The sequence below is a fragment of the Rhizobium sp. SG570 genome (assembly GCF_012275345.1).
GTDB lineage: Bacteria > Pseudomonadota > Alphaproteobacteria > Rhizobiales > Rhizobiaceae > Rhizobium > Rhizobium lusitanum.
Map to the genome: position 1 here is coordinate 237,285 of NZ_JAAZQI010000012.1, position 25,280 is coordinate 262,564.

Genomic DNA, 25,280 nt, shown 5'->3' on the forward strand with positions numbered 1-25,280 from the left:
CGAGGGCCTTTAGCCTTCAGCCGCGGGAAAAGCCGCTCCTGCCGTCAATCCATGCTTTCGCCCTCGCCACCTGCCGGCGTCAATTGTTCGTAGGTCGGCAACGGTTGTTGAGTGGATGTGGCCGGTTGCGTCTGCGGGGTCTGGCTTTGCCGCATCTGCGGCATCTGGACGGGCAGTTGCTGGGCTGGCTGCTGGTCGTCGGCATCCTGAGGCTGCTGTTCCTTCATCAACACTTCCACATCCGTGTTCGTGCCGGCTACCACAGTGAAATCGCGCTGGTAGATCTTGTCCTTGTTGCGGGCGACGGCGGTATAGCGACCTTCGGCGAGCACCATGGTCGGAAAGGCGCTGAGGCTTTCGCCGACGATGTCGCCGGCAGATGTCAGGATCGACCAGGCGGTGTCGGCGATCGCTTCCCCGCCGGCATCAGACACGAGCTTGAGCGTGATCTTTGCGGCGCGGTGCTGGATGGTCGCCTCTGTCACCTTGCCGGCCTCCACCTGGATATCGGCGCGGATGACTGCGTTGACGGCACCGTATTCGGAAACGATGTGGTAGGTGCCGGCGCTGAGGCCCACCAGCGTGTTCGGCTTCACATCGGCCATGACTAAGCCGCGCTCTCCGTCTTCCTTGGCTTCACTGGAATAGATCGAGAAGCTCAGCTCGGCAGGCGGGATACGGACATCGGATCCGGAAACGGCATTCAGCACCATGCCGCCGGCATCGAGGACCATGGTCTGCTTTTGCGTGTCGCCCGTTTCCGGCACGCTCAGCTTCTTGGTGACGCCCGCACGGCCGAAGGAGACGTTGACGAAATAATCGCCGGGCAAAAGATGGAAGGACGCAGAGCCACCCTTGGAGCTGGCGACCAGCGGCAGCTTGCCGTCAGCGCCGGCATTGGGGCTGAAGACATACCAGGACAGACCCTGCTGCTGCGGACCGCTCTCAGGCGTCAGCTTTGCCTCCAAGGAAACGTCGCGCAATGTGCGGGACGCCGAATTTTCGCCGTTCGGCGCCACGAAGGCGTTGAGCTTCGGCATCTTCACACTGCCGTCAAGCTGCTTGAATTCCTTGAAGGCGTCCTGGGCGGAAGCGACCGTGCTCAGGCTGGCGAATATCGCGAAAACCGCGCTCAATCGGCGAGCGGATGAAATGCCTGACATGGGTTCCCAACCGATTGACTTCCGGTAAAACACAGGCCACTTCAAAACCAATGCCATGGCAAATTCAAGACCCACATCCTCCCATACGCCAAAATGAAAGCAATCACTCAATGAAAACCGATATCAAGCTGGTCGATTATCTCGCAGTGCGCCGATCCATTCCCGCGTTTCAAATGGCGGAGCCGGGTCCGGACAAGCCTGAGATCGAGGAGATTCTCCGGCTGGCCTCGCGCGTGCCCGATCATGGCAAGCTCGCCCCCTGGCGCTTCATCGTCTATCGCGGCGAGGAGCGGGCGCGCATCGGCGAGGAGTTGCTGAAGCTCGCGCTGGAGGCCAAGCCGGATCTGTCCGAGGAGATGATCCAGGTGGAGCGCACCCGCTTCACCCGCGCGCCGGTCGTCATCGCCGTCGTCAGTAAGGCGGCGCCGCATTTCAAGATCCCGGAATGGGAGCAATTGATGTCGGCGGGGGCGCTTTGCCTCAACCTGCTGATCGCAGCGAACGCCCACGGCTGGGTGTCCAATTGGCTGACCGAATGGTTCGCCTATGACGAGCGCGCCTATCCGCTGCTCGGCGTCGAGCCGGGCGAGAAGGTTGCCGGCTTCATTCACATCGGCTCCTCTGAGTTCCCGCCCGTCGAACGTCCACGTCCGGAATTGATTGAAACCGTAACTTGGGTGGGCGGCGAGGACGCGTGATGTTCTATACGACGGATACCAACAGGCACGGCCTCGCGCATGATCCCTTCAAGGCCATCGTCGCGCCGAGGCCGATCGGCTGGATCGGCAGCAAGGGGAGGGACGGCTCGCTGAACCTGTCGCCCTATTCTTTTTTCAACGCGATCAGCGATCGGCCGAAGCTGGTGATGTTTTCCTCCGCCGGCCGCAAGGATAGCGCACGCAACGTCGAGGAAACGGGCGCCTTCACCGCCAATTTCGTCAGCCGCAATCTCGTTGAAAAAATGAACCATTCGTCGATTGGCGTACCCTACGGCATCAACGAGTTCGAGTTGGCCGGTCTGACGGCGAAGCTCGGCACGCTGGTCGATGCGCCTTATGTCGGGGAAGCCTTTGCCGTACTCGAGTGCCGGGCAACCGAAATCCTTCAGCCCAAAGGTCTCGATGGGGAGGTTTCGGAAAATATTATGGTCATCGGCCAAGTGGTCGGTATCCATATCGACGAGACGATCATCCGCGATGGAAGGCTTGATATGGCGCTTGCGCGGCCGGTCGCGCGCATGGGCTATATGGATTACAGCGAAGGCAGCGATGTCTTCGAGATGATACGGCCCAAGGCACCCTGATATGCCTGCAAGCATTAGTGGTTAATAAATAAGGTAAACGCGCCGTAAACCTTTCCCCGGTAACGTGGAGGATATGAGTTTGCGCGGCGGGAATCGTCTCGCTGATATCGGGGCGTTACGTGATCATAGAAGCATTTCTTCGCTGGGCCGAAACCGCCAAAGCAGAGAACAGGGCAAGGGCGGCCAATGCGCTCGGTCGAGCCTATCTGCAATCGGAAATGCCAAGGGAAGAACGCACCGCCGCAGAAATGGCCATGACCTATCTGCTTGATGATCCGTCGCCGCGCGTGCGGCTCTCGCTTGCGGAGGCGGTCGCTGCCTCGACGAATGCGCCGCGTAACGTGATCTTGTCCCTTGCCGAGGATCAGCCCGAAATCGCGGGACAGGTCATTCTCTTCTCGCCGGTATTTACCGATGCCGATCTGGTCGATCTCGCACTGCGCGGTAGTGACGTGACGCGCGTCTTGATTGCTTCTCGCGGGCATGTGCCGAGAACAGTCTGTGCAGCACTCTGCGAAATCGGCGGAGAAGCCGAAATCCTGTGTCTTCTGGAGAATGACGGCGCATTGCTTCCGCACGCTTCGCTGAAGCGGATAGCGGAGCGGTTCGGCGACTGTGCCGATATACGCGGCCTGCTTTTGTCCCGCGATGCCTTGTCGTCCGATATTCGGCACCTGCTGATGCATCGCGTCAGCGAGGCCCTGTCTGGCTCAAGCCTGATACAGGCGACGGTCGGCAGCCACAGGCTGCAGCAGGTGACGCGCGAGGCCACCGAATCGGCAACCGTCGCCATCGCCGGCTCAGCTCAACATGATCATTTGCCTGACCTGGTGGAGCATCTCAGGCACAGGGGCTGGCTGACGCCAGCTTTCCTGATGCATGCGCTATGCTCCGGCAAGGTCGATTTCTTCGCTGGCGCGATCACCAATCTTTCCGGCTGCGACGAACGCCGCGTGCGCTCCATTCTGTCAAGAGGTCGCGTATACGCCATTCGCGCGCTTTACGAGAGCGCAGGATTATCCCGCGATATCAGCACCGTCTTCGTGGAGGCGACGCTGATCTGGCGCGAGGCATCACGCGAGAACGGCGCGGCCATGCTGGAAAATGTTTCTGCGCGATTGATACGCAAATTCCGCCTTGCCGAGCAGCCGCCCGCCGCGACCACGCAACTGCTCGATATGGTGGAAAAGCTCGCAAACGCCGAAAGGCGGCAGACGGCGCGCAATTTCGCCGCGCTGGCGACCCTCGCGGCCGCGTGATATTCAGCGCGCATCTTATCTTCGAGGTGCGTCTTGCCGCTAACTATTGCTATCGAATGCCCGCGCCAGGATGGCGTCGTCCGTCTTCTCGATATGTCGAACGCTTATGCGGAATCACTCTATCCCGCTGAAAGCAATCACATGCTCGATTTGGCGTCACTGGAAAAGTCAGGCGTGACCTTCTGGGTTGCCAGGATCGCGGGAGATATCGTCGGGTGCTGTGCCCTGGTGGAAGCAGGCGATGGCACAGCGGAAATCAAGCGCATGTTCGTCGATCCCGTCGCCAGGGGCCGCAGTGTCGCCCGCAAGCTGATGGAGACGCTCGAAGCGGCGGCGGCCGAAAGAAACCTTAGGGCAGTTCGGCTCGAAACCGGCATATCAGCCGGAAGCGATCGGCCTTTACAGAAGGTTCGGCTATCACGAGATTGCCGCCTTCGGCAGCTACCAGCCAGATCCGCTGAGCCTGTTCATGGAAAAACGACTGACGAAAGAGTAAGCGTGGAGCTCACCCGTCAGAACCGTCTCGAACATGCAGCTGCAATTCCGGCTCCTGCGCATGCTGTTCCTCGGTCAATTCCGCCTCGCGAATCCATTCGCGCCAAATGGCGACGATGATCGCCATTAGCACTGGACCGATGAAGAGGCCGAGGAAACCCATGGTCTTCACGCCGCCGACCAGGCCGAAGAAAGTCGGCAGGAACGGCAGCTTGATCGGGCCGCCGACAAGCTTCGGGCGAAGCGTCTTATCGACGATGAACAGCTCGATCGTCCCCCAAAGAAACAACGCTATACCCGCCCAAAACGAGCCGCTGGCGACAAGATAAATCGAAACAAGCGACATCGAGAGAGGCGCGCCGCCCGGCACGAGGGCCATCACGCCTGTGAGAACACCGAGCGTGATCGCTGATGGAGCACCGGCAATCCAATAGGCCACGCCAAGCACGACACCCTCGCCGATGGCGATCAGCGTCATGCCCATGACGGTCGAACTGATCGTCGCCGGTACGACACGTGAGATCCGCTCCCAGCGGTTCGGAAGAATTCGCTCGCCGAGCAGATCGACCTGACGAACGAATGTCGAACCATCGCGATAGATGAAGAACAGGGCTATCAGCATGAACAGCAAGGTCAGCACGACGTGGAAGGCACTGCCACCGGCCGCAAGGACGGCCCTGTAGATATTGCCGATATGCGCGCCGCTGATGAGTTGCGCCAGTTCACCGATGGAGCCAGGACTACCGATATATTGCGTCCACTGATCGCCAAGCCATGGGCCAACGAGGGGCAGCGCCAAAATCCATTGCGGCGTCGGCGCACCGTCGCGGTTGACATGCACGGCCCAGCCGAACCATTCGCGCACTTCGCCGGCCATATAGACGGCAGAAAGAATGATCGGCAGCACTAGAAAGGTGACGATGAAGATGATGGCGATAGTAGCCGCAATCGTCGTGTTTCCGCCGGTGCGGCGCACCAGATCGCTGTAAAGCGGCCATGTGGCGAAGCCGATGACCCCAGCGGCCATAACCGGAACGAGAAAGCCGTAGAAGAAATAGATGCCGGCAATGGCGATCAGAATAAGCAGCCAGCGCGCCGCGGAAATGGATGGAATGAGCGGCATGCGCGCATGTGCGCTCGACCCCAGCCACCGATGCTCCTTAGGCTTATGACGTTCAAATACACCCACCCGACTTACTTCGCCCCTCTTTATTAGATCAACCGGTTATGGGGTATGATCTAGGCTGTTTCAAGAGCAGCAGCCTGAAAGCCTCTTTATTCCGTCGCCGTGACAGTAACACGACTGGCACGCGAATAAGAAAGGCGTCACGAGGGACGGCGGATCACCTTGAAGGCGAAAAACTGGGTCTTCTGCGTCGGGTTGAAATTGTTGTCGGCGACGAGGATCAATACGTCCGTGCCATCCTTCGCCTTGCCGAAAGTAATGCCTTCGATATTGTCGGGTGCCAGGCCCAGAGCGCGCAGATCCATGATCTGTACCTTGCGCACAGGCACGATCCGCTGATCGGTCTTAGCAAGGGAAGGGATGTTGGAAACGTCGGTCGCACCATCGAGATCGAACATGTTGATCACGACCGAATTGCCGACACCTTGCGCATAGCCGCGCTCGATCGATAGGAGGTGGCGATCGTCAAGCGCCATGATCTCGGACATGCCGAAGTCATTCCAGCCGCTTGCCATGGAGGGCGCCTGCGGTATGGGCGAGATCGGGTAGACATATTGCGCCTTCTGCTCGCCGCTTGCCGCATCGTAACGGATGAGGCGGGCGAGCGCGCCGGCGGTCAGCGTCGTGATCGGTCCATCCTGGTAAAGCGCGGATTCCGTGCCGACCAGCAGATCGCCACCAGAGAGAAGGGCCAGGCCTTCGAATGCGAGGTTGTCGCGGATGCCGGTGCTTTTGTCGGCTGTGGGAGCAAATCCCGCCGGTAAGGGAAGTTCGCGCACGAAGCTGCCATCGCGGTTGGCAACGCGCACGAAGGGCGGCGACAGCGCCTTGCCGTCGCCTTCGCTACTCCAATAGATGCCGTCCTTGCCGAAGCGAATAGATTCGGCATCCACCTTTCGCAAAGCGAAAGGCTGGCCATCCTTGTCCTTCAAGGTGACATGATCGACAACCGTTACCCCTTTCAAGCCGCTGACGCTCACATCGATATCGAGATCGTAGAAGCGCGCCGGGGCCTTCTCGGAGCGGTCATCGCTGATTGAGATATAGCGGCCGGTGGACGGATCGAAATCGATGCCCGAAAGGCCACCAATCTCTACTCCATTTTCCATGAAACCGGTCGGGATATCGTAGTTGCCGAGATAGGAAAGGCTGATGCCGGCCTTGCAGTCGCCGAAGGGGCAGGGCACGTCGATGGTAGCGCCGATATCGGCGGCATGAGCGGCGTGGCCGAAAAGCAGAACGGCGGCGACAGTCGTCAAAAAGGGCTTCAGCATAGGGATAAAACAAATCCGGATGAATGGGATGATGGCATTCAAGCCATGCCGCCATCTACGCATCCGTCCATGACGGCTTCGTAACGAATATCCGTCAGTTCAATAAAATATCGCCGGGAGTCATTGCCCGCGGCGATCTGCTGCTGCGGTCAAATATCGAGATTCTCCGCGAATGCCGCGCGTTCCTGAATGAAGCGGAAGCGAGCGTCAGCCTTGGTGCCCATCAGATTGTCGACGGCGTCGCGCGTGCCTTCGAAATCGACCTCGTCGATCACGACACGCAATAGCGTGCGTTTCGAGGGGTCCATCGTCGTTTCCTTGAGCTGGGCAGGAAGCATTTCGCCCAAGCCTTTGAATCGGCTGATTTCGACCTTGCCTTTGCCCTTGAATTCGCTCTCCATCAGCTCCAGCCGGTGGGCGTCGTCGCGGGCATAGATGGATTTCGAACCCTGCGTGATCTTATAGAGCGGCGGAACAGCCAGGAAAAGGTGGCCACCGCGGACCAGTTCGGGCATCTCCTGATAAAAGAAGGTAATCAGCAGCGAGGCGATGTGCGCACCGTCGACGTCGGCATCGGTCATGACGACGATGCGCTGATAGCGAAGATCCTCCTCGCGATATTTCGACCGCGTGCCGCAGCCGAGAGCCTGGACCAGGTCAGCGATCTGCTGGTTGGCGGAAAGCTTCTCGCGGCCGGCGCTGGCGACGTTGAGGATCTTGCCGCGCAGCGGCAGGATGGCCTGATTCATGCGGTTGCGCGCCTGCTTGGCGGAGCCGCCGGCCGAATCACCTTCGACGAGGAAGAGTTCAGCGCCTTCGGCGGTGTTCTGCGAACAATCGGCAAGCTTGCCCGGCAGGCGCAGCTTGCGCACGGCCGACTTGCGGTTGACTTCCTTTTCCTTGCGGCGGCGCATGCGCTCCTCGGAGCGCTCGATCACCCATTCCAGCAGCTTTTCGGCTTCGGTCGGATTGTCGGTCAGATAGTGATCGAAAGGATCGCGCAAGGCGTTTTCGACGATACGCTGTGCTTCGACGGATGCGAGCCTGTCCTTGGTCTGGCCGACGAATTCCGGCTCGCGGATGAAGATCGACAGCATGCCGACGCCTGATATCATCACGTCTTCAGTGCTGATATTGGCCGCACGCTTGTTCTGCGTCAGTTCGGCGTAGCTCTTCAAGCCCTTGGTGAGCGCGATACGGAAGCCGGCCTCGTGCGTGCCGCCTTCAGGGGTCGGGATGGTATTGCAGTAGGAATGGACTTGCGGATCGCCGCCATACCAGGTGATTGCCCATTCCAGCGAGCCGTGACCGCTTTCCTTCTCCGACTTGCCGGCGAAGATCTCGCGGGTCACGGTGAACTCGTTGCCCATTGTTGCCTTGAGGTAATCCTTCAAGCCGCCCGGGAAATGGAAGACCGCCTTTTCGGGAATATCAGCCCCTTCGGGCGCCAGTTCGGCATCGCAGCTCCAGCGAATTTCGACGCCGCCGAACAGATAGGCTTTGGAACGGGCCATGCGGAAGACGCGGGCCGGATCGAACCGGGCATGATCGCCGAAGATTTGCGGATCGGGATGGAAGCGGACGCGGGTGCCGCGACGGTTGTGGATATCGCCCAGTTCTTCGAGGCCGCCGGTCGGCAGGCCACGCGAAAAGCGCTGACGATAGAGCTTGCGATTGCGGGCGACCTCGACTTCCAGATCGTCCGACAGCGCGTTGACTACCGAAACGCCGACGCCGTGCAGGCCGCCCGACGTCTCGTAAGCCTTGCCGTCGAACTTACCGCCCGCATGCAACTTCGTCATGATGACTTCGAGCGTCGACTTGCCGGGCACCTGCGGATGGTTTTCCACCGGAATGCCGCGACCATTGTCGGTGACGGTCAAATATCCCTGCCGGTCGAGATAGACCTCGATGAAATCGGCATGGCCGGCGACGGCTTCGTCCATGGCATTGTCGATCACCTCGGCGAAGAGATGGTGCAGCGCCTTTTCATCCGTGCCGCCGATATACATGCCGGGACGCATGCGCACCGGCTCGAGTCCTTCGAGAACGCGAATGGAGCTGGCGCCATATTCCTCGGCCGAAGATGTTGTCGGCGCCGCGCGCGGTGACGGAGCGGCTGCAGGCTTTTCCGCCTTGACGTCAGGCTTTTCCACCGCTTTCGGCTTCGGCGCGCGGGGTAGTCCGGAGAAGAGATCGTTGCTGTTATCCATGGAACTTTAAGCTGCTCAGATTTGTCCTGGTGGGGCCAGACCCCTTTATTATCGCATTTGCGCTTGTTATTCGCGAATCATCGTCATTCTGACAGAAACGGCACACAAGCGCGATGGCGTCCCATGAGGGGGCAGATTCAAAAAAGATTTGCGTTGCCGGGTGATGAATGGCAAGCCCGCAGGCTGATCGGAGGAAGTGTCCGCATGCGAATGTCCACAGCTCATTTGTCGATCCTGACCGCAATATCAAGCATCCTGCTTCTGGCGACAGCGTCTGTCGCTAGCGCGGACATGCTGAAACCCTTCAAGGATGAGCTGTTTTCCAATGAGACCGTTCTTGAAAGTCACGACAACGGCGCGTTCCAGACGATCGATTACCAGGAAATGCGGGATATCAACAGCCGCGACCAGATTCCCGAGAAGCGCGTCAAGCCGGCTTATGTCGATACCGGCGTCCGCTGGAAAGCCCAGCAGGACGAGACCCTGCAGCTCGGCGACCGCAAGCTTGACGTCACGCGGATCGGCCCGGCGTCGGGCCAGGCCTTCACCGTCATTTTCATTCACGGCCGCGGTGGCGACCGCCGGCTCGGCTCCAACGACGACACCTTCGGTGGCAACTTCAACCGGCTGAAGAACCTCGCCTACAGGAATGGCGGCACATATTATGCGCCGAGCGTCAAAGGCTTCGACAGCACCGGTGTCGCCGATATCGCGGCGTTGATCCGCTATTCCTATGAACAATCCGGCGGCAAGCCCGTCATTCTGACCTGCGCCTCCATGGGCAGCTTCGTCTGCTGGGGCATCACCCGCGATGCCGAAAGCGTCAAGCGCCTGAAGGGCATGGCGATTCTGAGCGGTGTGACGGACCCAGATTTCACAAAAAGCGCCTTCTACAAGGCAAAGCTGCCGCTATGGTTCACCCATGGCAGCAGAGACCCGGTCTATGCGGCGGCCGATCAGCAGGCCTTGTTCGAGAAGCTCTACAAGGCGCATTACCCGACACGTTTCACGCTTTTTGCCACAGGAAACCATGGCACGCCCGTGCGCATGACCGATTGGCGGAAGGTGCTGAACTGGATCTTCGATCCGCAAGCTTCCTGAAACGCCTCGGGCAATTCGATCTATTTTCCGGATAAGCAATTTTTCAAACGATTTTAACCCGTCCCGGCCCCATTCGATAACTTTCCTTTCCTCGACAGTTTTGTTAGGCCGACAGGTGGATCAAGGGGGAGAAGATCGGAATGACGAAGACCATACGGCCGCTTCTGGCCGGAAACTGGAAGATGAACGGCACGCGTGCGAGCCTCGATCAGATCAAGGCGATCGGAGACGGCGTCAAGACGCCGCTGTCGGACAAAATCGATACGTTGCTCTGCCCCCCGGCCACCTTGCTCTACGTCGCAACCGCGCTCTGCGACGACAGTCCGCTGGCGATCGGCGCCCAGGACTGCCACCAACAGGTCAGCGGCCCGCATACCGGCGATATCTCAGCCGAGATGATCGCTGACTGCTTCGGCACCCATGTCATCGTCGGTCATTCCGAGCGGCGCAGGAATCACGCGGAAAGCGATATGCAGGTGCGCGCCAAGGCGCATGCGGCCCATGAGGCCGGGTTGACGGCCATCATCTGCCTCGGCGAAACTGCCTATGAGCACAATAGCGGCCAGACGCTTGATGTGCTGAAGCGGGAATTGGCGGGATCGGTCCCGGATGATTCGACGGCGGAATCGACCGTGATCGCCTACGAGCCCGTGTGGGCGATCGGCAGCGGCCTAATTCCGACCCGCGAAAATATCGAGGAAGCCCATGGTTTCATCCGTTCCGAACTGGTCGAACGCTTCGGCAAGGGCGGCGCGGGCATGCGCATCCTCTATGGCGGATCGGTCAGCGGCGCCAATGCCCGGGACCTTCTCGATATTCCCAACGTCAACGGCTTGCTTGTGGGTGGTCAAAGCTTGAAAGCGGTTGACTTCCTCGCCATTTATGCCGCATTCGAACGACAGTTCGCCTGACGGACCCACTTGCCCGGACTTCCGGTGTCAAAAGGGCTTGGATTAGGCGAGAGCCTCATGTAAAGAGCCGCGAGCTTTTCTTTTTGATGCCCGCATGCGGGCAGGACTGGACCTATGCAAACCGTACTGCTTGTCATCTATCTCATGGTTGTTATCGCCCTTATCGGCGTGGTGCTGATTCAGCGCTCCGAGGGTGGCGGCCTTGGTATCGGCGGCGGATCGGGCTTCATGTCCGCGCGCGGTACGGCCAATGCGCTGACGCGCACCACCGCTATCCTGGCTGCGCTCTTCTTCGCACTGGCGCTCGGCATGAACGTGCTGTCGCGATTCGAATCGCGACCGACCGACATTCTCAACCGTATCCCGAGCACGGCGGGCCAGGGCAACGGCATTCTCGATTCGCTTGGTGGCCAGAAGGGTTCCGCACCGGCAACGACGCAGCCGAAGCCCGCCGATAATAGCGGCGTTCCGAACAACGGCGCTGTTGCTCCCCAGTCGCAGGCGACGCCGCCTGCAACGACGAACCAGCCGGCAGCTGCAACGTCCGCGCAGCCGGCTCCAGCCGCCACCGGTCAGCAGACCGCGCCGGCTGCCACGGCGCCCGCGCCCGCCCAAAGCGGCGGCGACGTTCCGACCGGCAAGTAAGCCCGGTCGGCCCAAGATCATCCCCGGCAGGTCTTCGGATCTGCCGGTTTTGTTTTGTCGATATTCCGTCTTCTGTGTCCAAAATTCCGGAAACGAATTTTAGGGCTAGCGGAATCATTTGTGAAAAGGTATCCGGTGACTCCCATGGCGCGATATGTATTCATCACTGGCGGCGTGGTTTCTTCCCTCGGAAAAGGAATTGCGGCCGCGGCTCTCGGAGCGTTGTTGCAGGCTCGTGGTTATCGAGTCCGCCTGCGCAAACTCGATCCCTATTTGAACGTGGATCCGGGCACAATGAGCCCGACCCAGCACGGCGAGGTCTTCGTGACCGACGACGGAGCGGAAACCGACCTCGATCTCGGCCACTACGAGCGCTTTACCGGTCGCTCGGCCACCAAGACCGACAACATCACCACCGGTCGCATCTACAAGAACATCATCGACAAGGAACGCCGCGGCGACTATCTGGGCGCCACCGTTCAGGTCATTCCGCATGTCACCAACGAGATCAAGGATTTCGTCACCGAAGGCAATGACGACTATGATTTCGTCATTTGCGAGATCGGCGGCACCGTCGGCGACATCGAAGCCATGCCGTTCATGGAAGCGATACGCCAGCTCGGCAACGACCTGCCGCGCGGCACCGCAATCTACGTCCACCTGACGCTGATGCCCTATATTCCCGCGGCCGGCGAGCTGAAGACCAAGCCGACGCAGCATTCCGTCAAGGAACTGCAGGCACTCGGCATTCATCCCGACATTCTGCTCGTACGTGCGGATCGCGAGATTCCGGAAGCAGAGCGTCGCAAGCTTTCGCTGTTCTGCAACGTCCGTCCTTCGGCCGTCATTCAGGCGCTCGATGTCGCCAACATTTATGATGTGCCGATGGCCTACCACAAGGAAGGCCTCGACAACGAAGTGCTGGCCGCCTTCGGCATCGAGCCGGCGCCGAAGCCGCGCCTCGACCAGTGGGAAGAAGTCTGCAATCGCATCCGCACGCCGGAAGGCGAGGTGACCATCGCCATCGTCGGCAAGTATACCGGCCTCAAGGATGCCTATAAGTCGCTGATCGAAGCGCTGCATCACGGCGGCATCGCCAACCGGGTCAAGGTCAATCTCGAATGGATCGAATCCGAGGTCTTCGAAAAGGAAGACCCGGCGCCCTATCTCGAGAAGGTTCATGGCATTCTCGTGCCCGGCGGTTTCGGCGAGCGCGGCTCCGAAGGCAAGATCCTTGCAGCCCGGTTCGCGCGCGAGCGCAAGGTGCCTTATTTCGGCATCTGCTTCGGCATGCAGATGGCGGTCATCGAAGCGGCCCGCAACCTTGCCGGCGTCGAACATGCGTCGTCGACGGAATTCGGACCGACGCCAGAGCCGGTCGTCGGCCTGATGACCGAATGGCTGAAGGGCAATGAGCTGCAGAAGCGCACAAAATCCGGCGACCTCGGCGGCACCATGCGCCTCGGCGCCTACAAGGCGGCTCTCAAGAAGGGCACGAAGATTTCGGAGATCTACGGTTCGAACGACATCTCGGAGCGCCATCGCCACCGCTACGAAGTCAACGTCGACTACAAGGAAAGGCTGGAAGACTGCGGTCTCGTCTTCTCCGGCATGTCACCAGACGGCGTCTTGCCGGAAACGGTCGAATATTCGGACCATCCCTGGTTCATCGGCGTCCAGTATCACCCGGAACTGAAATCCCGGCCGCTGGAACCGCATCCGCTGTTCTCCAGCTTCATCGAAGCGGCGACGGAACAGAGCCGGCTGGTTTAAGGGCGGCAAATCGCTTGCGGTAGTCGCTCGGGCTGACCGCAAGCCTCTCCCGAAAGTGATGGCGCATGGTGGCGAGCGATCCAAACCCGCTCGCCACGGCCACGTCATCAAGCGAAATGGCGGCCTGCTTTTCCAGCAGATCGCGAGCGCGACGCAACCTCTCTCCCAACAACCATTCGCCCGGCGACATGCCGGTGGTCGCCTCGAAGCGGCGCTGGAAGGTCCGCACGCTCATGCCGGCCCGTGCGGCGAGCGTGGCTATGGGCTGATCATCGTGCAGACGCTCGCGCATCCATTCGAGTAGCGGCCCCAGCCGCGCGCCTTCGCGCTGCTTCAACACAGGGGTTTCGATGTACTGCGCTTGTCCGCCCTCGCGATGTGGAGGCACCACCAACCGACGCGCAACACTGTTGGCGACATCAGGTCCGAAATCCCTGCGCACGACATGTAAGCAGAGGTCGATCGCGGCAGCGCTTCCGGCGGCGGTCAGCACGCTATCCTCATCGACGTAAAGCACATCGGCATCGACGGTGATGTCCGGATAGCGCGCGGCGATCGAATCGACATAGCGCCAATGCGTCGTCGCCTTGCGTCCGGCGAGCAGCCCGGCGGCGGCAAGGACGGCAACGCCCGAGCAGAGCGACATGATGCGTGTGCCCCGACTGCTGGCCGACTGCAACTCAGCGATCAGAGGAGCGGGGACAGGCGCCCCGATCCCGCGCCAGCCCGGCACGATGATCAGATCGGCGTCAGCAAGAACATCAAGCCCGCGATCAACCTGGACCGTGAGGCCGCCCGCCGCACGCAACGGGCCATCCTCGATGGCGCAAGCGGAAAAGCGGTACCAATCATCACCCATCTCCGGCCGCGGCAGGCCGAAGATCTCATAGGCGACGCCGAATTCGAAGGTACAGAGTCCGTCATAGACGAGGGTGACGACATGCGGTCCGCGAAGCGACGATGTAAGAGCGTTTGGCATGATATTAACGTTATATGGCGTTTCGGCCAATTTCAACCGCCAGATCGTTAAGGCATGAATGCACCGAACCAGAGAAGGAGCGTTCCATGTCCCTAGTCAGTGAAATCCCCACCGCAGACCCGAACCTTGTCGCCGAGCACTATGCCCGGCGGCTCGCCTTCGAGACCGATTGCTCCGATGTGCGCCAGGCCATGACCTCAGGCAATATGGATTTCGTCCTGATCGACGTTCGCGGACCGGCCCTGTTTCAGGAGCAACATATTCCCGGCGCGATCAATCTGCCGCATGGCAAGATGACTGCTCGCAAGATGGCGGAATGGCCCGAGGATACGCTGTTCGTCGTCTATTGCGCCGGACCGCATTGCAACGGAACGGACAAGGCTGCTTTGCGCCTGGGCACGCTCGGCAGGCGGGTGAAGGTGATGATCGGCGGCATCACCGGCTGGGCAGATGAGGGTCATCCCTTCGAAAAGGGATGATAAGACGACGGGCTAACCCGGCTCAATGCGGGCTTGCCCATTTTTACAACACTGCGAAAAACTTCGGCAGCTACGTCATTTGACTGTCGCGTCCTCTTGGTTTCCGTGGCACTGTGCGAGTAAGCATAACGGGAACAAAAGTATGATCCTCAATCCTTTTGACGATCGTGCCGAAAGGCCGAAAGCCAAGATTGCCTTCACCTTTGCGCTTCTGATCGCCTTCAACATTGCCGCCTGGACCTGGGCCTGGGTCGCTTTTTCAGACAGGCCGTCGCTGCTCGGCATTGCGTTTCTCGCCTATATGTTCGGCCTTCGCCATGCCTTCGATGCCGATCATATAGCGGCGATCGACAATGTCGTGCGCAAGCTCATTCAGGAAAAGAAGCAGCCCTATGCGGTCGGCTTCTTCTTTTCCCTCGGCCATTCCTCGATCGTCGTGATCGCCTCGATCCTGATCGCCGCGACCGCGGCTGCCATGCAGAGCCGGCTCGATTCCTTCCACGATGTCGGCGGTGTCATCGGTACGACCGTCTCGGCGGTCTTCCTGCTCCTCATCGGTATCGCCAATCTCTTTGTGCTCAAGGGCGTATGGTCCGCCTTCAAGCGGGCGCAGAGGGGCGAGAGGATCGCCGAGGAGGATCTGGACACGCTGCTCGCCGGCGGCGGCTTTTTGGCGCGCATCTTCCAACCCATGTTCAGGGTCGTGACCCGCTCCTGGCATATGTATCCGATCGGCTTTCTCTTCGGCCTCGGCTTCGACACGGCGACGGAAATCGGACTTCTCGGCATCTCCGCCGCACAAGCGGCGCAGGGCACATCGTTCTGGACGATCCTGGTTTTCCCGACGCTCTTCACCGCCGGCATGTCGCTGATGGATACACTCGACAGCGCGCTGATGACCGGCGCCTATGGATGGGCCTTCGTCAAACCCGTGCGCAAGCTCTGGTACAATCTGACGATAACAGCCGCTTCCGTCGTCGTCGCCATCTTCATCGGCGGCATCGAGGCACTGGGGCTTATCTCGGACAAGCTCGGCCTCGAGGGCGGTTTCTGGCGCTTCATCGGCGAACTCAACGACAATCTTGCCAATTTCGGCTTCGCGGTCGTCGGTATTTTCCTGCTGAGCTGGCTAGTTTCGACAGTGCTCTATAAGGCCGGAGGGTATGACAGCTTGCAGATCAACCGCTCCTGACGCATCATCGATGCCAAGGATCGAAAATGCCGTGACTGGAAATCGTCGTGTGCGGCCCCAGTTACATGCAGGAGGGGCCACGATCATGATCCAGACAAGCGATATTCTCGGTGTTGCGCTGGCGGCAGGCGTTCTGTTCATCATCGGCGCTGACCAGGTCTACGCGCAGGCCGCCGCCAACTGCTCGCCGCGGCCGGCCGTCAGCGCTGAGCGCCAAACCCTGAAGTGCGAACCGGGGCTTAGCATCACTGTTGAGCGCGGCGCACACTACCGGCTTGCCGACCGGAATCACGATGGTCGGGTTGATGCTATCGTGCTCAACAACAAAGCGGTGCTGATCGATGTCGACAGCAATCATGTTCAAGGCGGGTTCGAGGTGGTGACGCCGCAGGCCATCGCTGCCGTCCGCGGCACGCGATGGGCGGTCGACGCGCAGCGTGGCAAGACTTCCGTACTGGTGTTGCGCGGCCGCGTCGCGGTCAACAAGGTTTCGACCGGGGAAGGCGTCACGCTCGGGCAAGGGCAGGGCGTCGATGCCGACCGCAGCCGCTCCCCCTTGCATGTCACAGCCTGGGGACAGCCACGCATAAACGCATTGATAGCTCGCCTCGGCCAGTGAGATTCTGACGCCCATGCGCAGACCGCCGCCGCAGACGCTGATTGCGCTCATCTTGACTGCTCTCTGGGGTCTGGGTCTCGGCGTCATGCATCTGCATGGCGACATTCCCTTTATCGACGGCGCGGAGGCGACGTTGACGAATCTCAGGAATGCGGTTGGCGGCAGCCGCAAACCGCCCGATGTCGTCACTATCGTCGCCATCGACGATGAGACGTCGCGGGTGGCGGGACATTACCCGCTGCCCCGCGCCACGCTCGCCAAAATCATCGATGCCATCGCCGCCCTAGGGCCGAAAACCATCGCGCTCGACATGCTTTTGCTCGATCCCGGCGATGAGGCCGGCGATGCGGCACTGGAGCAATCCCTCAAGCGGACCAGTGCCGTGCTCGCCGCCGCCGGCATCTTTCCCGAAAGCCGCCAGCGCGTTGTCGATGACAGCAAGGAACCTCTTGCTCGCGTGCCCAGCGCACTGCAATTCCTCGAGCCGCAGAAGCGGTTCGCAGATGCCGCAAGCTACGGCGTCGTCAACGTACAGACCGACAAGACGGGAACGCCGCGCTTCGTGCCCATGCTGTTTCGCAGCGGCGAGCGGATCGAACCATCCTTCTCGCTGCGCGTCGCTTCCGCGGCGACCGGCGAGCACACGACCGTCATCTCCGACCAGATCAAGATCGGTGACCGTTCCGTCCATACCGATAGCGGCTATCTCATGCCGCTCTCGTTCTATGGCCCGCGCGGCACGATCCGCACCATCAGCGCCAGCGCGGCGCTGAACGGGCAGCTGCCGGAGGAGGCCATCCGGGATCATATCGTCGTCATCGGCGCGACCGTTACCGGCGGCGGTGATGTCTTTCCGACACCCTTCGATCCGGTGCTGCCGGGCGTCGAAGTCATCTCCACCTCGATCACGCATCTGATCGCCGGGGATGGCCTGGTGCGCGATCGCGGCGTTCGTTTCATCGACCTCTATTTTGCCGTCGGTCTGCCGGTCCTCGTTGTCAGCCTGCTCTCCTGGCGGCGCAACACCATCGGCCTTATCATGGTACTCTGCGTCGTCCTTGCCTGGCTGGCGATCAACGTCAACGTCTTCAAACACAGCATCTGGATGAGCGCCGCCCTGCCGATCGCCGCGACGGTGCCGCCGGCGCTGTTCTTCGGCGCAGCCCAGCTTTGGCTCGGCCGCAGGCAGGCCGGGCGCTTCGCCGAGCAGAGCGAACTGCTGCAACGCATCCAGGCGCCCGGTCTTGCCGAACATCTTGCCCGCGATCCCGGCTTTCTCGCAGCGCCGGTGCATCAGGAAGCGGCGGTGGTCTTCATTGATATCAACGGCTTCACGGGTCTCAGCGAGACGATCGGCCCTGCGGCCGTGCGGGACTTGCTGAACGGCTTTTACTATCTTGTCGACGAGGAAGTGACGGCCAGTGGCGGCGCCATCACCAGCTTCATGGGCGACGGCGCCATGATCCTCTTCGGCCTACCGCAGCCGAAGCGAGCCGACCCCGCCAATGCGGCGCGCTGTTGCATTCGTCTTGCCGACCGGATGAGAGGCTGGCTCGCCGCGATGCCGGAGGCGACCGCATCCCGCATCGGCTTCAAGATCGGCGCGCATTTCGGCACCATCGTCGCCTCCAGGCTCGGCGGTGGCGGCCGCCAACAGATTACGGCGACCGGCGACACGGTCAACATAGCAAGCCGCCTGATGGAGGTGGCCGCCCGCAATCGCGCCGAGATCGCCATCAGCAATGACCTGCTTCATTCCGCCGGCCGCGACAGCGTGCCCTTTATGGAAGGCAAGCTCGACGGCCCGATCGAAACAAAATTGCGCGGCCGCGCCGGGTCCTTGGCCATATGGCTCTGGCGCGGCAGGCATGATGCGGAACGTCCTTAAGATTTCAGGCTTCATCCGCGCCACATGGGGATAATTGATATCACGAGCAGGCAGGCGAGTGAGATATTGAGCACGCGCCATTGCCACGCCGTTTTCAGAAAACGCCCGAGCATCTGTCCGAGAACGCACCAGACCGCCAGCGAGAATGCGGCGACGAGGCAGAAGGTCAGGCCAAGCAGGATCGCGAGGGTGGTGGGACTGCCCGCCAGAGCGGCGAATGAGGCGGCCGCGCCGACCGTCATCGCCCAACCCTTCGGATTGTGCCACAACATCCAGACACCGGCGATAAAGCTCGTGGGCTTCGTCATCCGACCGGCGCCATGTGGCTGGCCGCTTCTGCCGATCCGTACTGCGAGCCAGATCAGATAGAGCGAGCCGAGCGTCTTCATTGCGATCTGCAAGACGGGCAGGGCTATCAAGACGCCGCCAAGTCCGGCCGCCGCCACACTGGCCATGGAGCCGAGGCCGAAGGCGAAACCGGTCATGACGGGTATCGACCGGCGAAAGCCGAAATGCGCGCCGGAAGCGGTCGCGAGTGTCGTCGCGCCACCCGGTGTTATGGTCGAGACGAGCGCAAACAGGATCAGCGGCAACAGGGATTCGATGGTCATTCCAGCCTTTCTCCAATTCAGGAAAAGGAATAGGCAAGCAGCACCCACCAGGAAATCGAATGTTGAAGGAGGAGAGCATTAGCATCTATAATGCCCTTATGGTCCGAAACTTCGATATCACCCTCATCAGAACCTTCACCGCTGTTGCCGATCAAGGCAGCATGACCATCGCTGCCAACATGCTGCACCTGACGCAAGGCGCCGTCAGCCAGCAGATCAAGCGGCTGGAGGATATGCTGGGATGTGCCTTGTTCGAGAGAGACAAGCGCGGCTTGCGGCTCACCGATGCGGGTGAGCGGCTGCTCGGCAATGCCCGCCGTCTGCTGCTGCTGAACGACGATATCTGGGCCGACATGACCGAACTGACGATCCAGGGAAGCGTCCGGCTCGGCGTTCCCTATGATCTCGTCGGGGCAACGCTGGCGCCGGTGCTGAAATCCTATGCCGAGCGTCACCCGCAGGTAGAGATTTCGCTGGTCTGCGCCTCGTCGCCGGAGCTGCTGGCGGAACTGGAGAAGGGCACCATCGACCTCTGCGTCGTCGAAGAACAGTTCGGTGCATCGCGAGGCGAATGCCTGAGTGTCGAGCGGCTGGTTTGGGTGGGTGCGAAGGCCGGCAACGCCTATCGCAAGGTGCCGCTGCCGATCTCGATGGTGGCTGATACCTGCGCTTTCCGCTCATCCGTATTCGCGGCGTTGAGCAATGACGGGCGACGCTGGCGGACGGTGTTCGAGAACGGCAATATCGAGGCCACCACCGCGACCGTGCGCACGGATCTGGCTGTTACCGCCTGGCTTGCTTCCACCGTCCCGGCCGATCTCGACATTCTCTCCGTCGAGGAGGGCTTGCCCGAGCTGCCGGTTTTCGCGATCAACCTGCATTTGCCCAAAGGGGACGCCACACCGCAGGCTCTGGAGCTCGCCCGCCATATTCGCGAGGGACTGATGCGGCCGCGTCAATCCGCGGCCGCCTGAGCGTCGATCGGCCCTGATAAGCCTCTTATGCTGCCTTCGGCAGAGGGCCGACATAGCGCGACTGCGGGCGGATGAGACGCCCGTCGAGCGTCTGCTCACGCGCATGAGCAATCCAGCCAACGGTACGGCCGATTGCAAAGACGCCGGTGAAGGCATTGCGCGGGAAGCCGAGAGCATCGAGCAGCAGGGCCGTGTAGTATTCGACATTAACGTCCAGCGGCCGATCCGGCTTGCGCTCCTTGAGCAGGGTGAGCGCCGCCGCCTCGATTGCTTCTGCCAGCGCGATGCGTCCGGCATCCGCCTGACCGCTCTCGAAGATCGGCTTCAGCGCTGTTTTCAATGCATCGGCACGCGGGTCGCGAACACGATAGATGCGATGGCCGAAACCCATCAACCGCTCGCCATGATCCAGCGCATGCGACAGCCAGGCCCGAGCATTCTCCGGCTTGCCCACTCCATCAAGCATGTCGAGGACCGGGCCGGGGGCACCACCGTGCAACGGACCCTTGAGGGCGCTGATCGCCGCCAGCACGGAAGAGGTCAGGCCGGCATGGGTCGAGGCGATGACACGCGAAGCGAATGTCGATGCATTGAGGCCATGATCGGAAATCGTCACGAGATAGGCGTCCAGCCCGGCCGTCTGCTCGGCCGTCGGCACACGACCCGCAAGCATGCGCAGGATGTCCGCGGATTGGGACAATGAAGCATCCGGCTTGATCGGCGCATCGCCCTTCTGCAGCCGCAATACGGCCGGCAGGAAGACGGCTGGCGCTGCCATCAAGCTGATAGCGCTGATGAAATCCTCGCCATCCTCGATGCGTGCCAGTAGCGCCCGCACAGCGTCCACCGGCGGCAGAGCGAGCAGGGCAGCGTCCGCCGCCTCGACGTGGGAGAAAAGCGCAACGCGCGCCGCTCCAAGCTGCGATCTGATGGACGTTGCATCGATATGTTCGTCGAACAATCCATCGAGCAGCAGCGCCGCGACATCCTCGAAGCGGCTGGTCGCCACCAGATCATCGAGCGACACGCCGCGTATGATCAGCCGGCCGGCTGCGCCATCGACGTCGGATAGTTTGGTTTCTGCGGCAATGACATCTTCAAGACCACTTTTCATCATTGTTCTCCTTTGACTATCCGCTTAGATCGGGCCTATTTTTATTGACGTCAATCTTGATGCAATTGATCAATATGAGAGAATGATGAGCTGGCTGACGGCGGAGCAGGCGCTGCACCTGCTGGGAACGAAATCACAGACGCTTTACGCCAATGTCAGCCGCGGTCGCATTCGCGCAAAGCCCGATCCGGCGGACACGCGGCGCAGCCTCTATTTCGCTGATGATGTGAAGCGGCTGGCGACCCGCCATGCCGGCCGGCGCAAGACCGAGGCGGTTGCCGCCGAGGCCATCCAATGGGGTGATCCGGTATTGCCCTCGGCGCTATCTACGGTTTCGAGCGGGCGGCTTTTCTATCGCGGGCGGGATGCGACGGCTCTTGCCGAGAGTGCGACCCTGGAGGAGATCGCGCTGTTGCTTTGGGACATGAAACGTCCATTGCGGCTGGAGGAGGGCCAACGCACGCCTCCATCCCTGAATGCCGCGTTCTCGGCGCTGGCCGAACGCGCGACAAGCGACTTGCCGTCACTCGGGCGCTCGCTGCCGGCGTTGCAGCGCGAGGCCGAAAGTGTCTTCAGCACCGTCGCCGAGGCACTGGCGCCGGGCGCGTCGGGCTTGCCTCTGCATCAACGTCTCGCCGTTGCATGGGATCGTCCCGACGCAGCGGATCTCATACGCCGCTGTTTTGTGCTGCTTGCGGACCACGAGTTGAATGCCTCGACCTTCACGGCGCGAATCACCGCTTCCGCCGGCGCGACATTATCCGCAGCCACCTTGTCCGGCCTGTCGACACTGACCGGTCCGCTGCACGGCGGTGCCTGGCAGAGCGTGCGCTCGCTGATCGCCCGAGCGGCTGCGATCGGTGCGGAGGAGGCGGTGCGCAGCTACCTGTCGGAAGGGCGGCCTTTGCCGGCTTTCGGTCATCCGCTCTATCCGGATGTCGATGCCCGCGCCGAAGCACTGCTTCATTGCTTCACGCTGCCGCCCTTGTTTGCCAGGGTTCGCGATGTCGGCGAGCAGCTGGTCGGCGAACGCGTCAATGTTGACTTTGCCCTGACGGCGATGGTCCACGCCTATCACCTGCCACAGGATGCGCCATTGATCATCTTTGCGCTCGCCCGCACCGTGGGCTGGCTGGCACATGCGATGGAGCAGGCGACGAGCGGGCGTCTCATTCGGCCGCGTGCACGCTATGTCGGGCCGCCGGTGCAATAGCGCGCCGCATGGAGGCCACGACGCTTAGCTCACCGCCAGGTGACAAACCGCTTCGATATTATGGCCGTCCGGATCGAGGATGAAAGCCCCGTAGTAATTGGGATGATAGTGAGCGCGGACACCCGGCGCTCCGTTATCCACGCCGCCGGCGACAAGCGCGGCTTGGTGGAACCTATCGACGATTTCCCTGCTTTGGGCAGCAAAGGCGACATGTGCGCCGGTCTGTGGTGTAGCGCACTGGCCGATCCAGAAGAATGCCTTTGGTCTGATCCCATAGCCCGCAAAGGTCTCGCCTTCGGCATAAAGGCGTTCGATGCCGAGAGGGTGCAATATCGCATCGTAGAACATCCTGGATCGTTCTAGAGCAAGGACACCGATCGTCACGTGGTCCAGCATATTAGCTCCTGACTGGTAGACACAGACATCATCAACCCTGGCCGATGGCGCCGGCATCGCGAGGCGGGAGATCCGTCCAGCCGATAACCAGCTTGCGGCTGACGATCAGCCGGATCGTTGCCACGGCGACGATACCGACGACGATGTTGGCCGCGATGAAGACGATCGGGGCGAGCTGTGAGACAGGACCGGTATCTCCGCGCTCGATCAATCGCATCGGAGCGGTCGCGAGCGCGGTGGCACCGAAGGAAAAGGCCCAATATGCCGGGCTGAAGGCTTCCTTCGTGATCCACGGCAGCAGGCGAATCATGATCAGAGCCTGCAGCAGACCGTAGCCGATCATCGCGTGCACAAGAATATCGGTCGGCCCCTGTATAACGCCGATATAGGCGAGCGCACCGACCGCCGGCGGCGCCAACTGGATCCCGAGCGTCGGCCGCAACGGCAGGGGCAGTGCCGGTCCAGTCAACAGACGATGCAGCAGGGCGGATTCGATCGCGAGCCAGGCAAAGAAGCCAGCGCCGAAGAAAAGCTTAGCCCATTCGGGAAAGCCGAGGGCGGCGCCGACGATGGCGGTAACGAAGCTTCCGGCCACGCTCGGCAGATAAAGCACTGCGGTCGTTGTCGCGATATCGCGCTCGCCTTGCCACAGGCCGCCGGTTCGCCAGACCGAGAAGGCAAGGGTATAGGCTGCGCCGATTAGGAAGATAGTTTCGGCGCCGATGCGCGAATAGGGCAACAACCCTGCGGCGACGAGCATGGTCGCCACCCCGACCAGACCGATGAAGCAGCATTGGACGGGATGCGCCACCTCCTTGAAGGCTTCCTCGCGGGCCACCATCCATTTCAACAGGTAGAGCAAGATCAGCACCAACCAGACGGCGACAGTGACAAAGGTCAGCACCTCGCCGATCACGGCCGGCAACTGCCAAATGCGTGCCCCGACGCGCCAGGCATTGGCAAGCCCGGAAAGGCCCAAAACCATGCCGAAGAATGCAGCCGGAACCAACGGCAATTTCAGAGACGCAGCCATATGCCTCCTTTGACGCTTCACGGTGAGCGCCACCTACAGAGAATTAAGCAAAGAACCCCGGAACGCCGCTGAACTTATCAATAGGGGCCGGAGCGCAAAATACAGCTTTCATCGGAGACGGCAAAGCGCGATCACAGATGCGTGAGGACAGTAAATTTTCTCCGCTGTCTGGCCCACGCATAGCTCGCCCGTCATTTGTTCATTGGAAAATCCTGCGAAATGTCTCTATTGAGTATTCAAAACGATTAAAACCGTCCTAGGAGACTGACATATGCAAATCGGAATGATTGGCCTTGGCCGCATGGGCAACAACATGGTGCAGCGCCTGATGAAGGGCGGCCACAGCGCGGTTGTTTTCGATGCGCGTGCGGAAAGCATCGCGGCGCTCGAGCAGCTTGGCGCCACCGGCAGCAAGTCGCTCGAAGATTTCGTATCGAAGCTCGCCAAGCCCCGCGTCGTTTGGCTGATGCTGCCGGCTGCGATCGTCGATCAGGAGTTGGCGGCAATCGTACCACTGCTCGAGGAAGGCGACATCGTCATTGACGGGGGCAACTCCTATTATCATGACGACATTCGCCGCGCCGAGGAGCTGAAGTCCAAGAGCATTCATTATGCCGACGTTGGCACGAGCGGCGGCGTTTTCGGCCTGCAGCGCGGCTATTGCCTGATGATCGGCGGCGAGAAGGAAACGGTCGAACACCTCTCGCCGATCTTCGCGACCCTTGCACCCGGTGTCGGCGACGTCCTTCCCTCGAAGCAGCGCTCCGAGGAAGCCTCCAGGAACAGCACCGCGGAGCAGGGCTATCTGCATTGCGGCCCGTCCGGCGCCGGCCACTTCGTCAAGATGGTCCATAACGGCATCGAATACGGCCTGATGGCTGCCTATGCCGAAGGCCTGAACGTATTGCGCCACGCCAATGTCGGCAAGCTGGACGCCGAGAAGGACGCGGAAACCGCGCCGATCGCCCATCCGCAATATTATCAGTACGATCTCGATATCGCCGAAATCAGCGAAGTCTGGCGTCGCGGCAGCGTGATCACATCCTGGCTGCTCGACCTCACCGCCGACGCGCTGCATGGCGACGCCGCCTTGTCGCAATATGCCGGCCGCGTTTCGGATTCAGGCGAGGGCCGCTGGACGATTTCGGCCGCGATCGACGAAGGTGTGCCGACGCCGGTGCTCAGCGCCGCCCTCTATGGCCGCTTCGCCTCGCGCGGCAATGACGATTACGCCAACAAGGTTCTGTCCGCGATGCGCGCCGGCTTCGGCGGTCATCATGAGAAGCCTGGCAAGTAATCTACGGGTTTACTGAAATATGAGCCGGGTGGGTCAAGTCTCCCGGCTTTTCCTTGCCCGGCTCAACCTAGAGCGTTTCAGGTTTTGACGGAAGCGTATCCAGCGTTGACGAAGTAGTTGTTGCATTCGTTGGGCTCGATTGTTTTGACGAGATGTCCGATG

General features: G+C 60.9%; 23 protein-coding genes and 1 pseudogene. 15 read left to right on the forward strand and 9 right to left on the reverse strand.

The annotated features are described in order from the left end of the window. Positions 1 to 44 precede the first annotated feature (44 nt). Positions 45 to 1,163, reverse strand: a complete 1,119-nt coding sequence (locus tag FHT28_RS23740) for a hypothetical protein (protein ID WP_037202225.1) — start codon at positions 1,161 to 1,163, stop codon at positions 45 to 47. A 110-nt stretch (positions 1,164 to 1,273) separates the two neighbouring features. Between FHT28_RS23740 and FHT28_RS23745 the strand changes: the two genes are divergently transcribed. The 4 genes and pseudogenes from FHT28_RS23745 to FHT28_RS23760 all read left to right on the forward strand — a co-directional run bounded on the left by FHT28_RS23745 (position 1,274) and on the right by FHT28_RS23760 (position 4,221). After that, positions 1,274 to 1,861: a nitroreductase gene (locus FHT28_RS23745; protein ID WP_047556695.1), complete on the forward strand. Its 588-nt coding sequence runs from the start codon at positions 1,274 to 1,276 to the stop codon at positions 1,859 to 1,861. Further along, positions 1,861 to 2,466 (forward strand): flavin reductase family protein, encoded by a 606-nt coding sequence (locus FHT28_RS23750; RefSeq protein WP_047556697.1) that lies wholly within the window; start codon positions 1,861 to 1,863, stop codon positions 2,464 to 2,466. Before FHT28_RS23745 ends, FHT28_RS23750 begins: the two co-directional genes overlap by 1 nt. Before the next feature lie 104 nt (positions 2,467 to 2,570). After that, positions 2,571 to 3,725, forward strand: coding sequence for a DUF2336 domain-containing protein (locus FHT28_RS23755; protein WP_168597534.1), 1,155 nt, complete (start codon positions 2,571 to 2,573; stop codon positions 3,723 to 3,725). A 33-nt stretch (positions 3,726 to 3,758) separates the two neighbouring features. Further along, positions 3,759 to 4,221 (forward strand): annotated as a pseudogene (locus FHT28_RS23760) (GNAT family N-acetyltransferase). 9 nt (positions 4,222 to 4,230) lie between these two features. Here the strand turns inward: FHT28_RS23760 and FHT28_RS23765 are convergent. The 3 genes from FHT28_RS23765 to parE all read right to left on the reverse strand — a co-directional run bounded on the left by FHT28_RS23765 (position 4,231) and on the right by parE (position 8,893). After that, positions 4,231 to 5,409: an AI-2E family transporter gene (locus FHT28_RS23765; protein WP_047556703.1), complete on the reverse strand. Its 1,179-nt coding sequence runs from the start codon at positions 5,407 to 5,409 to the stop codon at positions 4,231 to 4,233. A 137-nt stretch (positions 5,410 to 5,546) separates the two neighbouring features. Next, complete coding sequence (locus tag FHT28_RS23770; protein WP_168597519.1) at positions 5,547 to 6,680, reverse strand: esterase-like activity of phytase family protein; 1,134 nt, start codon at positions 6,678 to 6,680, stop codon at positions 5,547 to 5,549. 149 nt (positions 6,681 to 6,829) lie between these two features. Beyond that, the gene (gene parE, locus FHT28_RS23775; protein ID WP_037202211.1) at positions 6,830 to 8,893 is read right to left on the reverse strand and encodes a DNA topoisomerase IV subunit B; all 2,064 of its coding nucleotides are present in this window, start codon (positions 8,891 to 8,893) and stop codon (positions 6,830 to 6,832) included. Positions 8,894 to 9,097: 204 nt separating this feature from the next. Here parE and FHT28_RS23780 point away from each other — a divergent pair, with 204 nt between their 5' ends. The 4 genes from FHT28_RS23780 to FHT28_RS23795 all read left to right on the forward strand — a co-directional run bounded on the left by FHT28_RS23780 (position 9,098) and on the right by FHT28_RS23795 (position 13,323). After that, on the forward strand, positions 9,098 to 9,994 hold the full coding sequence (locus FHT28_RS23780) for an alpha/beta fold hydrolase (RefSeq protein ID WP_037202209.1): 897 nt from the start codon (positions 9,098 to 9,100) through the stop codon (positions 9,992 to 9,994). A 140-nt stretch (positions 9,995 to 10,134) separates the two neighbouring features. Beyond that, on the forward strand, positions 10,135 to 10,905 hold the full coding sequence (tpiA, locus tag FHT28_RS23785; protein WP_168597520.1) for a triose-phosphate isomerase: 771 nt from the start codon (positions 10,135 to 10,137) through the stop codon (positions 10,903 to 10,905). Positions 10,906 to 11,019: 114 nt separating this feature from the next. Beyond that, the gene (gene secG / locus FHT28_RS23790) at positions 11,020 to 11,550 is read left to right on the forward strand and encodes a preprotein translocase subunit SecG (protein ID WP_037202205.1); all 531 of its coding nucleotides are present in this window, start codon (positions 11,020 to 11,022) and stop codon (positions 11,548 to 11,550) included. Positions 11,551 to 11,694: 144 nt separating this feature from the next. Continuing rightward, the gene (locus FHT28_RS23795; protein WP_168597521.1) at positions 11,695 to 13,323 is read left to right on the forward strand and encodes a CTP synthase; all 1,629 of its coding nucleotides are present in this window, start codon (positions 11,695 to 11,697) and stop codon (positions 13,321 to 13,323) included. Here FHT28_RS23795 and ftrA read toward each other — a convergent pair. Beyond that, complete coding sequence (gene ftrA / locus FHT28_RS23800; RefSeq protein WP_168597522.1) at positions 13,286 to 14,302, reverse strand: transcriptional regulator FtrA; 1,017 nt, start codon at positions 14,300 to 14,302, stop codon at positions 13,286 to 13,288. The genes FHT28_RS23795 and ftrA overlap by 38 nt on opposite strands. A gap of 86 nt (positions 14,303 to 14,388) precedes the next feature. Here ftrA and FHT28_RS23805 point away from each other — a divergent pair, with 86 nt between their 5' ends. The 4 genes from FHT28_RS23805 (at position 14,389) to FHT28_RS23820 (ending at position 18,480) form a co-directional block, all read left to right on the forward strand. Next, a complete protein-coding gene (locus FHT28_RS23805; protein WP_092573758.1) occupies positions 14,389 to 14,781 on the forward strand; it encodes a rhodanese-like domain-containing protein in 393 nt (130 codons plus the stop codon). A gap of 142 nt (positions 14,782 to 14,923) precedes the next feature. After that, on the forward strand, positions 14,924 to 15,973 hold the full coding sequence (locus tag FHT28_RS23810) for a HoxN/HupN/NixA family nickel/cobalt transporter (protein WP_047556713.1): 1,050 nt from the start codon (positions 14,924 to 14,926) through the stop codon (positions 15,971 to 15,973). Between the two features lie 85 nt (positions 15,974 to 16,058). Beyond that, positions 16,059 to 16,592 carry a FecR domain-containing protein gene (locus FHT28_RS23815; RefSeq protein WP_168597523.1) on the forward strand — a complete coding sequence of 178 codons (534 nt, stop codon included), beginning with the start codon at positions 16,059 to 16,061 and terminating at the stop codon, positions 16,590 to 16,592. A 13-nt stretch (positions 16,593 to 16,605) separates the two neighbouring features. Continuing rightward, positions 16,606 to 18,480 (forward strand): adenylate/guanylate cyclase domain-containing protein, encoded by a 1,875-nt coding sequence (locus FHT28_RS23820; RefSeq protein ID WP_168597524.1) that lies wholly within the window; start codon positions 16,606 to 16,608, stop codon positions 18,478 to 18,480. Positions 18,481 to 18,491: 11 nt separating this feature from the next. On the opposite strand, the gene FHT28_RS23825 is transcribed toward FHT28_RS23820, so the two are convergent. Continuing rightward, positions 18,492 to 19,091 carry a LysE family translocator gene (locus FHT28_RS23825; RefSeq protein WP_037202192.1) on the reverse strand — a complete coding sequence of 200 codons (600 nt, stop codon included), beginning with the start codon at positions 19,089 to 19,091 and terminating at the stop codon, positions 18,492 to 18,494. Positions 19,092 to 19,150: 59 nt separating this feature from the next. Between FHT28_RS23825 and FHT28_RS23830 the strand changes: the two genes are divergently transcribed. After that, positions 19,151 to 20,065 (forward strand): LysR family transcriptional regulator, encoded by a 915-nt coding sequence (locus FHT28_RS23830; RefSeq protein ID WP_234903730.1) that lies wholly within the window; start codon positions 19,151 to 19,153, stop codon positions 20,063 to 20,065. A 25-nt stretch (positions 20,066 to 20,090) separates the two neighbouring features. Here the strand turns inward: FHT28_RS23830 and FHT28_RS23835 are convergent, their stop codons facing one another. Beyond that, entirely contained in the window at positions 20,091 to 21,179 is a 1,089-nt protein-coding gene (locus FHT28_RS23835) for a citrate synthase/methylcitrate synthase (protein ID WP_168597525.1), read from the reverse strand. An 85-nt stretch (positions 21,180 to 21,264) separates the two neighbouring features. Between FHT28_RS23835 and FHT28_RS23840 the strand changes: the two genes are divergently transcribed. Then, on the forward strand, positions 21,265 to 22,392 hold the full coding sequence (locus FHT28_RS23840) for a citrate synthase (protein ID WP_168597526.1): 1,128 nt from the start codon (positions 21,265 to 21,267) through the stop codon (positions 22,390 to 22,392). A 24-nt stretch (positions 22,393 to 22,416) separates the two neighbouring features. On the opposite strand, the gene FHT28_RS23845 is transcribed toward FHT28_RS23840, so the two are convergent. Continuing rightward, on the reverse strand, positions 22,417 to 22,788 hold the full coding sequence (locus tag FHT28_RS23845; protein WP_113118619.1) for a VOC family protein: 372 nt from the start codon (positions 22,786 to 22,788) through the stop codon (positions 22,417 to 22,419). Between the two features lie 31 nt (positions 22,789 to 22,819). Beyond that, positions 22,820 to 23,821, reverse strand: a complete 1,002-nt coding sequence (gene tehA, locus FHT28_RS23850) for a dicarboxylate transporter/tellurite-resistance protein TehA (protein ID WP_168597527.1) — start codon at positions 23,819 to 23,821, stop codon at positions 22,820 to 22,822. 271 nt (positions 23,822 to 24,092) lie between these two features. Here tehA and gnd point away from each other — a divergent pair, with 271 nt between their 5' ends. Then, a complete protein-coding gene (gnd, locus tag FHT28_RS23855; protein WP_168597528.1) occupies positions 24,093 to 25,118 on the forward strand; it encodes a phosphogluconate dehydrogenase (NAD(+)-dependent, decarboxylating) in 1,026 nt (341 codons plus the stop codon). Positions 25,119 to 25,280 lie beyond the last annotated feature (162 nt).